Raw genomic sequence first — 11985 nt, 5'->3', positions numbered from 1 at the left:
CGCGGGCCCACCGCCGGCCCGCGGCACACCGGAGGTGCGTGGTGCTCACGCGCCACTGCACCACCACAGATTTTTCGTAACGAGCGAGATGAGACGATCACATTGGCACTCGACGTCCTGACGGACCTGACCAAGGTCCGCAACATCGGGATCATGGCGCACATCGACGCCGGCAAGACGACGACGACTGAGCGCATCCTCTTCTACACCGGGGTCAACCACAAGATCGGTGAGACCCACGACGGTGCCTCCACCACCGACTGGATGGAGCAGGAGAAGGAGCGCGGCATCACGATCACGTCTGCCGCCGTGACCTCCTTCTGGGAGGGCACCCAGATCAACATCATCGACACCCCCGGCCACGTCGACTTCACCGTCGAGGTCGAGCGCTCGCTGCGCGTGCTCGACGGCGCCGTCGCGGTGTTCGACGGCAAGGAGGGCGTCGAGCCCCAGTCCGAGACCGTCTGGCGCCAGGCCGACAAGTACGACGTCCCCCGCATCGCGTTCGTCAACAAGATGGACAAGCTGGGCGCGGACTTCTACTTCACCGTGCAGACCATCAAGGACCGCCTCGGCGCCGAGCCCCTCGTGCTCCAGCTGCCGATCGGTGCCGAGAACGACTTCGTCGGTGTCGTCGACCTCATCTACCGCCGTGCGCTCGTGTGGCCCGGCGACGCCAAGGGTGACGTCACCATGGGCGCCAAGTACGAGATCCAGGAGATCCCGGCCGACATGGTCGAGAAGGTGGAGGAGTACCGCCACCAGCTCGTCGAGCGCGTCGCCGAGTCCGACGACGACCTCATGGAGAAGTACCTCGGTGGCGAGGAGCTGACGCCCGAGGAGATCAAGGGCGCGATCCGCAAGCTCACGGTCAACTCGGTGCTCTACCCCGTCCTGTGCGGCTCCGCGTTCAAGAACCGCGGTGTCCAGCCCATGCTCGACGCGGTCGTCGACTACCTGCCGTCCCCCCTCGACGTCCCCCCGATGGTCGGCCACAAGCCGAACCACGAGGAGGTCGAGATGACCCGCAAGCCGAGCAAGGACGAGCCGTTCTCCGCCCTGGCGTTCAAGGTCGCGGCGCACCCGTTCTTCGGCACGCTCACCTTCATCCGGGTCTACTCCGGCCGCGTCGCCGCGGGCTCGCCGGTCGTCAACACGACCAAGGGCAAGAAGGAGCGCATCGGCAAGCTGTTCCAGATGCACGCCAACAAGGAGAACCCCGTGGAGGAGGCCCTCGCGGGTCACATCTACGCGGCGATCGGCCTCAAGGACACCACCACCGGTGACACCCTGAGCGACCCGAACGAGCAGATCGTGCTCGAGTCGATGACGTTCCCGGACCCGGTCATCCAGGTGGCCATCGAGCCCAAGACCAAGGGCGACCAGGAGAAGCTGTCGACGGCCATCCAGAAGCTCTCCGCCGAGGACCCGACCTTCCAGGTCCACCTCGACGAGGAGACCGGCCAGACGATCATCGCCGGCATGGGCGAGCTCCACCTGGACATCCTCGTGGACCGCATGAAGCGCGAGTTCAAGGTCGAGGCCAACGTCGGCAAGCCGCAGGTGGCCTACCGCGAGACGATCCGCCGCGCGGTGGAGAAGCTCGACTACACGCACAAGAAGCAGACGGGTGGCTCCGGCCAGTTCGCGAAGGTCCAGGTCTCCATCGAGCCCCTGGACACCACCGAGTCCGGCGAGCTCTACGAGTTCGAGAACAAGGTCACCGGTGGTCGCGTCCCGCGCGAGTACATCCCGTCGGTCGACGCCGGTATCCAGGACGCCATGCAGTACGGCGTGCTCGCCGGCTACCCGCTGGTCGGGATCAAGGCCACCCTGCTCGACGGCGCCTACCACGACGTCGACTCCTCCGAGATGGCGTTCAAGATCGCCGGCTCCATGGCGCTCAAGGAGGCCGTCCGCAAGGCCGACCCCGTGCTCCTCGAGCCGATGATGGCCGTCGAGGTGCGTACGCCCGAGGACTACATGGGCGACGTCATCGGTGACATCAACTCCCGCCGTGGCCAGATCCAGGGCATGGAGGACATCAGTGGCGCCAAGGTCGTCCGCGGCCTGGTCCCGCTGTCCGAGATGTTCGGCTATGTCGGTGACCTGCGTTCCAAGACGCAGGGCCGGGCGAGCTTCTCCATGGAGTTCGACTCCTACGCCGAGGTCCCCAAGGCTGTCGCCGAGGAGATCATCAAGAAGACCCGTGGTGAGTGACCGCTAAGATCAACGGTCGAAGCACGGTCTGACCCCCCAGCACCACCCCCCACAGCGCGCCACGTCCCACCTGGGCACAAAGGCGTTCCACCAAGAAGAGAGTCCTGAGGAGGACACCAAGTGGCGAAGGCAAAGTTCGAGCGGACCAAGCCGCACGTCAACATCGGCACCATCGGTCACATCGACCACGGTAAGACGACGCTGACGGCTGCGATTTCCAAGGTCCTGCACGACAAGTACCCGGACCTGAACCCGCAGTTCGCGTTCGACGACATCGACAAGGCGCCGGAAGAGAAGCAGCGCGGCATCACGATCTCGATCGCGCACATCGAGTACCAGACGGAGGGTCGTCACTACGCCCACGTCGACTGCCCGGGTCACGCTGACTACGTGAAGAACATGATCACGGGTGCCGCGCAGATGGACGGCGCGATCCTCGTGGTCGCGGCGACCGACGGCCCGATGCCGCAGACGAAGGAGCACGTCCTCCTGGCCCGCCAGGTCGGCGTCCCCTACATCGTCGTGGCGCTCAACAAGGCCGACATGGTCGACGACGAGGAGATCCTCGAGCTCGTCGAGATGGAGGTCCGCGAGCTGCTGTCCTCCTACGAGTTCCCCGGCGACGACCTCCCGGTCGTCAAGGTCTCGGCGCTCAAGGCGCTCGAGGGCGACCCGGAGTGGGGCCAGTCGGTCCTCGACCTCATGGACGCCGTCGACAACGCGATCCCGGAGCCCGAGCGCGAGATCGACAAGCCGTTCCTCATGCCCGTCGAGGACGTCTTCACGATCACCGGTCGTGGCACGGTCGTCACCGGCCGCATCGAGCGCGGTGTCCTCAAGGTCAACGAGGAGGTCGAGATCGTCGGCATCCACACCGGGCCGCCGGCCAAGACCACCGTCACCGGTGTCGAGATGTTCCGCAAGCTCCTCGACGAGGGTCGCGCTGGCGAGAACGTCGGCCTGCTCCTTCGTGGCACCAAGCGCGAGGACGTCGAGCGCGGCCAGGTCGTGGTGAAGCCGGGTTCCATCACCCCGCACACCGAGTTCGACGCGAACGTCTACATCCTGTCCAAGGACGAGGGTGGCCGTCACACGCCGTTCTACGACAACTACCGTCCGCAGTTCTACTTCCGGACGACCGACGTGACCGGCGTCGTGCACCTCCCCGAGGGCACCGAGATGGTCATGCCCGGTGACAACACCGAGATGAAGGTCGAGCTCATCCAGCCCATCGCCATGGAAGAGGGCCTGAAGTTCGCCATCCGCGAGGGTGGCCGGACCGTCGGCGCCGGCCGCGTCACCAAGATCATCAAGTGATCTGACGCACCCAGCACCACCCGGAAGGGCCCCGCAGCTCCGGCTGCGGGGCCCTTCTGCATGCCCGGGGGACGTCGGCCGGCGGCCGTCCACCGACGGCAGGCGTTGCCCGGCGGTGGAGGGAGCCTGCGGGCCGTGGTCAGCCGTGGTCAGCCGGCGTCGGCCAGCAGGTCGGGCCCCACCTCGGCCACCGAGCCGACCCCGCAGAGCCCCAGGGTCAGGTCGAGCTCGGCGACGACGTTCGCGACCACGTCGCGCACCCCAGACTGCCCGTCGAGGGCGAGGCCGTACACGTAGGGCCGTCCGAGGGCGACGGCGTCGGCACCGAGGGCGAGGGCCTTGACCACGTCTGCACCGGACCTCACCCCGCTGTCGAGGACCACCGCGGTCTGCCCGCCCACCGCGGACCGGACCGCTGCGAGGGCATCGAGGGAGGCGATGGCACCGTCGACCTGGCGGCCGCCGTGGTTGCTCACCACGACACCGGCCGCGCCCAGGTCCACCGCGCGGCGCGCGTCGTCGGGGTGCAGCACCCCCTTGACCACGACGGGCAGCCGGGTGCGCTCGGGCAGGGTGGCCAGGTGGTCCCAGGCGAGCCCGGGGTTGGAGTAGATGTCGAGGAAGGTCTCGACGGCGGCCCGGGGCACCGGCGAGCGGAGGTTGTCCCGCCACGACCCCGGGTGCTCGCGGCTGATGGACAGCAGCGACCGCACCGCACCGATGGTGACCTCGACGTCGCGGTCGCGCCCCGCGGCGGCTGCGACATCCACGCGCTCCGCGACGATCTGCCTGAACCGGGGGTCGGAGGTGTACTGCGCGATCCCGACGCCCTGGGAGAACGGCAGGGACCCGAGGTCGAGGTCGCGGGGGCGCCAGCCGAGCATCGTCGTGTCCACCGTGACGACCACGGCTGCGGCGCCGCTGGCCTCCGCACGCTGCAGCATGCTGTCCACGAGGTCCTCGTCGGTCGACCAGTACAGCTGGAACCACCATGGGGTGCCGCCCATGGCTCGCGCCACGTCCTCCATCGGCGAGCACCCCTGGTTGGAGACGATGTACGGCGTGCCGAGCCGGGCCGCGGCCCGCGCCACCATGAGGTCGCTTCCGCGTCTGACCAGGCCCGCGGCCCCGATGGGCGCGAGCAGCAGGGGGGAGGGCAGCCGCTGGCCGAGCAGGGTCGTGGACAGGTCGCGCTGCCGGTGGCCTGCAGCCATCCGGGGGACCAGCTGACGTCGCTCGAACGCCGCCCGGTTGGACCGCATGGTGGCGCCGTTCCCGGCGCCACCAGCCACGTAGGCCCACGCCTTGGGGCTCATGGCCCGCCGGGCGCGACGTTCCAGCTCGGCGAGGTCGGAGGGGATGGTGGGGCGGCGACCCAGGACGCCGGCGCGGTAGACCTCGGCCTGCCGCGCCCGCCCGGGGCCCACTGGGATCCTCATGCCGCGATCCTGTCACCGCGCGGGGCCGGCCGGGCCCGGTCCGGTCCGGCCGACGTGCGGCTCTGGCGCACGCACAACCTCCATTCCGCGTAGGTGGCCCCATGACATCCGGCATCGGCGCCCCGGGAAAAGCGGACGAAACTGCGGGAGGGGGACGCGGCTCCGCGGGCCCCGTAGCTCTTCACCCTCGGAGGTCATCGCGGCATGAAAGCTCTCACCAGGAGTAAGGCAGGGTTGGCAGTCACGAGCTGCCTTGCCCTGACCCTCGCCACCCCGGGCCTGGCGCACGCCGGAAGCAGCCCCAGCCGGCACGTCCTCGGGCACGCCCCCACGTGGACGTCCCGGGCCCACCACGTCGGCCGGCTGTCCGGTGCGACGCAGCAGGACCTCAGCTTCGTGCTCAACCTGCGCGACGCCTCCGGTGCGGAGGCGCTCGCCGACGCGGTCTCGACGCCGACGAGCGCCCAGTACGGGCACTACCTCACCGCCGCGCAGTGGCGAGCCCGGTTCGCCCCCAGCGACGCGCAGGTCCGCGCGGTCTCGGACTGGTTGCGGTCCAGCGGTTTCCGCGTCGTCGAGGTGCCCGCTAACCACCGCTACATCAGGGTCACTGCGTCCACGGCGACCACCGAGAAGGCGCTGGCGACCCGCCTGGATGCCTTCGTCAAGGACGGCCACGACGTGACCGCACCCGCCGCCGAGTACTCGGTGCCGGAGGCCCTCGCCGGGGTCGTGGCAGCCGTGGGCGGCCTGGACACCTCGCAGCGTCAGGTGCCGCTGCACACGACGCCTGACACCACCGAGCAGCGTGCCGGTGCCAGCTCCAGCGCGTCCGACGAGCTGCTGCCCCCGCCCGACCCGGTGTTCCGGAACGGGAGGCCCTGCTCCTCCTACTACGGCGAGAAGCTCGCCACCGGTGTGCCGCAGCTGGTCACGAACCCGCAGCCCTACGCACCGTGCGGCTACAAGCCGGCCCAGGTCCGGGGCGCCTATGGCACCCAGAGCGCACTCTCGGGAGGGCTCGACGGCAAGGGCGGCACGGTCGCCATCGTCGACGCGTACGCCTCCGCCTACATCGCGCAGGACGCGGCCACCTACGCCCGGCGCAACGACCCGGGGAACCCTCTGCGGTCCGACCAGCTCCGGCAGATCGTGCCCAGGTCCTTCACCCACGCGAAGCTGTGCGGCCCCAGCGGGTGGTACGGCGAGGAGACCCTCGACGTCGAGGCGGTGCACGCCACCGCGCCCGGCGCCAAGATCCTCTACGTGGGGGCCAGGAGCTGCCTCGACTCCGACATCAACGCCGCCGTCAACACCATCGTCGACAACCAGCTCGCGCAGGTCGTCTCCAACTCCTACGGCGAGCCCGACGACGCCGTGCTGGCCGCGGACCTGGTGGCCCAGCACGAGACCTTCCTGCAGGCCGCGGCCGAGGGCATCTCCATGGTGTTCTCCTCGGGTGACGACGGTGACGAGATCCTCAACACCGGGACCCGTCAGACCGACTCGCCGGCCTCCGACCCGAAGGTCACCGCCGTGGGCGGCACCTCCCTGGCGGTGACGAAGTCCAACGGCTACGGCTTCGAGCAGGGTTGGGGCACGGGCAAGTCGACGCTCGTCGACGGCGCCTGGACCCCGGTCCCGCCGGCCTACCTGTACGGCGGCGGTGGCGGCACCAGCCGCCTGTACCGGGAGCCCGCCTACCAGAAGGGCGTGGTCCCGGACCAGCTCGCGGGCTACTTCGGTGACGGGACGATGCACCGGGTGGTGCCCGACGTCGCCATGGTGGGTGATCCGAACACCGGGTTCCTCGTCGGGCAGAGCCAGACCTTCCCCGACGGGAGCATCCGCTACTCCGAGTACCGCATCGGTGGCACCTCGCTGTCCTCGCCGCTGTTCGCCGGGGTGGTCGCGGTGGCCAACCAGGTGCACGGGAGCTCGCTGGGCTTCCTCAACCCGAGGCTGTACGCCCTCGCGGGCAGCTCGGCCCTCCGCGACGTCGACCACGGGCGCCGGGTCACTGACGCGGTCGTCCGCGTGGACTTCGTCAACGGCTTCGACGCCGCCGACGGCACCGTGACGTCCCTGAGGACCCTCAACCAGACGGGGACCATCTTCACCCGTCCCGGGTACGACGACGTCACCGGCGTGGGGAGCCCGCACGGGACGGCGTTCCTCACCGCACTGGGCGCCCGTCACTGACGCACACCGGACCGGCCGGCGGCACTGCCGCCGGCCGGTTCCTGCTGTCCGGACGTTTGGCGGACCCCGGGGCGGGCACTCCCACGGGAGTCCCCCAGACGAAGGAGCACCATGGCCAGCCCAGGCACCAGCGCCGAGAAGTCGGCGACCGCCCCGCCGCCGGACGACACCCGCAAGCCCGACTCCCTCGGAGACCTGCCGACCCGGTCGTGGACCTACACGGCCAGGAAGGCGTGGGCCGAGTTCTCCCGGGACCAGTGCACCGACCTCGCAGCGGCCCTGACCTACTACTCGGTGCTGTCGCTGTTCCCGGCGCTGCTCGCCCTGGTCTCGCTGCTCGGCGTGTTCGGCCAGGGGGAGACGACGACGAACGCCCTGCTGGACCTGGTCCGCTCGCTGGGGCAGGGCGACACGGCGAACCAGCTCCGGGGCCCCATCACCCAGATGACCCAGAACCACTCGGCCGGCCTCGCGCTCGTCCTCGGGCTGCTCGGTGCCCTGTGGTCGGCCTCGGGCTACGTCGGCGCCTTCGGGCGCGCGCTCAACCGGGTCTACCAGGTCGACGAGGGCCGACCCGCGTGGAAGCTGCGGCCGCTGCAGCTCCTGCTCACCCTGGTCGGCGTCGTCGCCGTCGCCCTGGTGCTCGTGGGCCTGGTGGTGAGCGGTCCGGTCGCGAGGTCGCTGGGGGACACCATCGGTCTCGGCGACGGAGCGGTCACCGCCTGGAACATCGCCAAGTGGCCGGTGATGCTGGCCATCGTCGTGGTCCTCGTGGCCATGCTCTACCACGCGACGCCGAACGTCCGACAGCCCCGGTTCCGGTGGATGAGCGTGGGTGCGGCCATAGCCATCGTCGTGTGGGTCCTGGCGTCGGCGGCCTTCGGCTTCTACGTCGCCGGCTTCGGCTCCTACGACAAGACCTACGGGTCGCTGGCCGGGGTCGTCGTGTTCCTGCTGTGGCTCTGGCTGACCAACCTGGCGCTGTTGTTCGGCGCCGAGGTGGACTCCGAGCTCGAGCGCTCGCGGGAGCTCGTCGCAGGCATCGAGGCCGAGCGCACCCTGCAGCTGCCGCCGCGGGACACCAGGGTCTCGGACAAGGCGGCCCGCAAGCTGCGCGAGCACGAGGAGCGGGGGCGCGAGCTCCGCGAGGAGTCCGTGCGCCGCGGTGGAGGACCGGCCGACCCGGGCCGACCGGGCGACCGCGACGACGCCTGAGGTCCGTACGCCGCCCGCGACGCGCCACGCGCGCGGGGATGCCGTGCGCCCCGACCGCGATTTGGTAGGTCGCGGGGGCCTCTGGCACACTGGACCGGTTGCTTGACGCGCGCCGTTGACCCATGTCGACGCCGCCACCCCCGGTGACACACCTCGAACCGAGCCGCTGCGCTCGGGGCGACACTCCAGGGAAGCGCAAGCCCCGGCTCTGCCGGACTGAACCGATCCGTACGACCACTGCGTGAGAGCGCATGTCGTCGGGCCGCGAAGCGGGTGCGACACACCCGACCGCGGGGGTCGGAGAAGCCCACAGGGTCGGCCACAAGCTAGATGTTCGGCGAGAGAGAGACGTAACGGAGATGGCGGGACAGAAGATCCGCATCCGCTTGAAGTCGTATGACCACGAGGTCATCGACAACTCGGCGCGCAAGATTGTCGACACGGTGACCCGTGCTGGCGCGACGGTGGTCGGCCCCGTGCCGCTGCCCACGGAGAAGAACGTCTTCGTGGTCATCCGTTCGCCCCACAAGTACAAGGACAGCCGCGAGCACTTCGAGATGCGCACCCACAAGCGCTTGATCGACATCATCGACCCGACGCCGAAGGCCGTCGACTCGCTGATGCGCCTCGACCTGCCGGCTGACGTCAACATCGAGATCAAGCTCTGAGGCTGGCGACAATGACCACTGCTACCAAGACCGTGAAGGGCGTGCTGGGCAAGAAGCTCGGCATGACCCAGGTGTGGGACGCCGACAACCGGCTCGTCCCCGTCACCGTCATCGAGGCGGGCCCCTGCGTCGTCACGCAGGTGCGCGACGCCGCGAAGGACGGCTACGACGCCGTCCAGATCGCGTTCGGCGCCATCGACCCGCGCAAGGTGACCAAGCCCCTCACCGGGCACTTCGAGAAGGCCGGCGTGACCCCGCGTCGCCACCTCGTCGAGCTCCGTACCGCTGACGCCGCCGAGTACTCGCTCGGCCAGGAGATCACGGTGGAGACCTTCGAGGCCGGCCAGGACATCGACGTCACCGGCACCACCAAGGGCAAGGGCTTCGCCGGCGTCATGAAGCGTCACGGCTTCCACGGCGTCAGCTCCTCCCACGGTGCGCACAAGAACCACCGCAAGCCGGGCTCGATCGGTGGCTGCGCCACCCCGGGTCGCGTCTTCAAGGGCATGCGCATGGCCGGCCGCATGGGCGGCGTGCGCCAGACCACCCAGAACCTCACGATCCACGCCGTGGACGTCGAGCGCGGCCTGCTGCTCGTCAAGGGTGCCGTTCCCGGCCCCCGCGGCGGCACCGTCCTCGTCCGCACGGCCGCGAAGGGAGCCTGACCCCTATGGCTACCAAGACCGTCGCTGCTGACCTGCCCGCCGAGATCTTCGACGTCCAGGTCAACGTGCCGCTGATCCACCAGGTCGTCGTGGCGCAGATGGCTGCCGCGCGCCAGGGCACGCACTCCACCAAGACCCGCGGCGAGGTCCGCGGCGGTGGGCGCAAGCCCTACCGCCAGAAGGGCACCGGCCGCGCCCGCCAGGGCTCGACCCGCGCGCCGCAGTTCGCCGGCGGTGGCGTCGTCCACGGCCCGCAGCCGCGTGACTACTCGCAGCGGACCCCCAAGAAGATGAAGGCCGCCGCCCTGCGTGGCGCCCTGTCCGACCGGGCCCGTCACGACCGCGTCCACGTGGTCGACTCCCTGGTCACGGCCGACGCGCCGTCCACCAAGGACGCCGCCGCGCTGCTGGCCGGCCTCACCACCCGGACCAACGTGCTCGTGGTGCTCGACCGCAGCGACCTGGTGTCGCTGAAGTCGGTGCGCAACCTCGAGGGCGTCCACGTCCTGGCTGCCGACCAGCTCAACACCTACGACGTGCTGATGTCCGACGACGTCGTCTTCACCAAGGCCGCCCTGGACGCGTTCGTGTCCGGTGCCCAGCCCGTCGGTGGCGTCGTCGAGGTCGAGGTCGAGGTGACCGAGGCCGCGGCCGAGAAGCCCGCGAAGAAGGCTGCTGCGAAGAAGCCCGCGGCTGCCAAGGCCGACAAGCCCGCGAAGGCTGCCAAGGCCGAGACCGCGGATGAGGAGGAGAGCAAGTGAGCACGCTCGCTGCAGGCAAGGACCCCCGCGACATCCTGATCGCTCCGGTCGTCTCGGAGAAGTCGTACTCGCTGCTCGACCAGGGCAAGTACACCTTCATCGTCGACCCGCGGGCCAACAAGACCGAGATCAAGATCGCCGTTGAGCGTGTCTTCGGTGTCAAGGTCGACTCCGTGCACACCCTCAACCGTGTCGGCAAGACCCGTCGCACGCGGTTCGGCATCGGCAAGCGCAAGGACACCAAGCGTGCGATCGTCACCCTCCGCGAGGGCTCGATCGACATCTTCGGTGCCGGCGCCTGACCAGGACGCTGAAGAGACGTTAGGGACTTAGAACATGGGTATCCGCAAGTACAAGCCGACGACGCCTGGGCGTCGAGGCTCCAGCGTTGCCGACTTCGTCGAGGTCACGCGCTCCACTCCGGAGAAGTCGCTGGTCCGTCCACTGACGAAGTCCGGTGGACGCAACAGCAACGGCCGCATCACGACCCGCCACATCGGTGGGGGTCACAAGCGCGCCTACCGCGTCATCGACTTCCGTCGCCACGACAAGGACGGCGTGCCGGCCAAGGTCGCTCACATCGAGTACGACCCCAACCGCACCGCACGCATCGCCCTCCTGCACTACGCCGACGGTGAGAAGCGCTACATCCTGGCCCCCCGTGGTCTGGAGCAGGGCGCCAACATCGAGAACGGCGCCGGTGCCGACATCAAGCCCGGCAACAGCCTGCCGCTGCGCAACATCCCGACCGGTACGGTCATCCACGCCGTCGAGCTCAAGCCCGGTGGCGGCGCGAAGATCGCCCGTTCGGCGGGTGTGCGTGTGCAGCTCGTCGCCAAGGACGGCCCCTACGCGCAGCTGCGCATGCCGTCCGGCGAGATCCGCAACGTCGACCTGCGCTGCCGCGCCACGGTCGGCGAGGTGGGCAACGCCGAGCAGTCCAACATCAACTGGGGCAAGGCCGGCCGCATGCGCTGGAAGGGCAAGCGCCCGACCGTCCGTGGTGTCGCCATGAACCCGGTCGACCACCCGCACGGTGGTGGTGAGGGCAAGACCTCCGGTGGTCGCCACCCGGTCAGCCCCTGGGGTCAGGCCGAGGGCCGCACCCGCCGCCCCGGCAAGCCGAGCGACAAGATGATCGTTCGCCGCCGTCGTACTGGCAAGAAGCGCTGAGAAGGAGCCTGAAGAACCATGCCTCGTAGCTTGAAGAAGGGCCCCTTCATCGACGACCACCTTCAGAAGAAGGTCGACGTCCAGAACGAAGCGGGCACCAAGACAGTCATCAAGACCTGGTCGCGTCGGTCGGTCATCAGCCCCGACATGCTCGGTCACACCTTTGCCGTGCACGACGGCCGCAAGCACGTCCCGGTGTTCGTCACCGAGTCGATGGTCGGCCACAAGCTCGGCGAGTTCGCGCCGACCCGCACGTTCAAGGGTCACGTGAAGGAAGACAAGAAGGGGCGTCGTCGCTGATGGCCGCCCCCACCGAGAACAAGGA

Annotated in this window: 11 protein-coding genes; 10 read left to right on the top strand and 1 reads right to left on the bottom strand. The window is 69.4% G+C overall.

Annotation, left to right across the window (positions count from 1 at the left end; all coding sequences use genetic code 11):
• The first annotated feature begins 102 nt into the window (after positions 1-102).
• Positions 103-2220, top strand: coding sequence for an elongation factor G (gene fusA / locus ABEA42_RS00340; RefSeq protein WP_345500369.1), 2118 nt, complete (start codon positions 103-105; stop codon positions 2218-2220).
• Between the two features lie 120 nt (positions 2221-2340).
• Entirely contained in the window at positions 2341-3537 is a 1197-nt protein-coding gene (tuf, locus tag ABEA42_RS00335) for an elongation factor Tu (protein WP_345500367.1), read from the top strand.
• A gap of 149 nt (positions 3538-3686) precedes the next feature.
• Here tuf and ABEA42_RS00330 read toward each other — a convergent pair whose 3' ends face one another.
• Positions 3687-4976: an alpha-hydroxy-acid oxidizing protein gene (locus ABEA42_RS00330; RefSeq protein ID WP_345500366.1), complete on the bottom strand. Its 1290-nt coding sequence runs from the start codon at positions 4974-4976 to the stop codon at positions 3687-3689.
• Between the two features lie 234 nt (positions 4977-5210).
• Between ABEA42_RS00330 and ABEA42_RS00325 the strand changes: the two genes are divergently transcribed.
• From ABEA42_RS00325 to rpsS, 8 genes are all read left to right on the top strand, one after another.
• Entirely contained in the window at positions 5211-7178 is a 1968-nt protein-coding gene (locus ABEA42_RS00325) for a S53 family peptidase (RefSeq protein WP_345500365.1), read from the top strand.
• Positions 7179-7289: 111 nt separating this feature from the next.
• Complete coding sequence (locus ABEA42_RS00320) at positions 7290-8393, top strand: YihY/virulence factor BrkB family protein (protein ID WP_345500364.1); 1104 nt, start codon at positions 7290-7292, stop codon at positions 8391-8393.
• 359 nt (positions 8394-8752) lie between these two features.
• Complete coding sequence (gene rpsJ / locus ABEA42_RS00315) at positions 8753-9061, top strand: 30S ribosomal protein S10 (RefSeq protein ID WP_009775966.1); 309 nt, start codon at positions 8753-8755, stop codon at positions 9059-9061.
• 11 nt (positions 9062-9072) lie between these two features.
• Complete coding sequence (gene rplC, locus ABEA42_RS00310) at positions 9073-9726, top strand: 50S ribosomal protein L3 (protein ID WP_345500363.1); 654 nt, start codon at positions 9073-9075, stop codon at positions 9724-9726.
• A 5-nt stretch (positions 9727-9731) separates the two neighbouring features.
• Positions 9732-10487, top strand: coding sequence for a 50S ribosomal protein L4, sunset domain variant (gene rplD, locus ABEA42_RS00305; RefSeq protein ID WP_345500361.1), 756 nt, complete (start codon positions 9732-9734; stop codon positions 10485-10487).
• Positions 10484-10789, top strand: coding sequence for a 50S ribosomal protein L23 (rplW, locus tag ABEA42_RS00300; protein ID WP_056883297.1), 306 nt, complete (start codon positions 10484-10486; stop codon positions 10787-10789). The genes rplD and rplW overlap by 4 nt, the downstream gene beginning before the upstream one ends.
• Before the next feature lie 34 nt (positions 10790-10823).
• On the top strand, positions 10824-11660 hold the full coding sequence (rplB, locus tag ABEA42_RS00295; protein ID WP_345500359.1) for a 50S ribosomal protein L2: 837 nt from the start codon (positions 10824-10826) through the stop codon (positions 11658-11660).
• Positions 11661-11678: 18 nt separating this feature from the next.
• Positions 11679-11960 (top strand): 30S ribosomal protein S19, encoded by a 282-nt coding sequence (gene rpsS / locus ABEA42_RS00290; RefSeq protein ID WP_056883299.1) that lies wholly within the window; start codon positions 11679-11681, stop codon positions 11958-11960.
• The last annotated feature ends 25 nt before the right edge of the window (positions 11961-11985 follow it).

The sequence above is a fragment of the Pedococcus ginsenosidimutans genome (genome assembly GCF_039544395.1).
Lineage (GTDB): Bacteria > Actinomycetota > Actinomycetes > Actinomycetales > Dermatophilaceae > Pedococcus > Pedococcus ginsenosidimutans.
The sequence above is the reverse complement of the archived record's forward strand: the minus strand, read 5'-3'. Positions and strand labels throughout refer to the sequence as shown.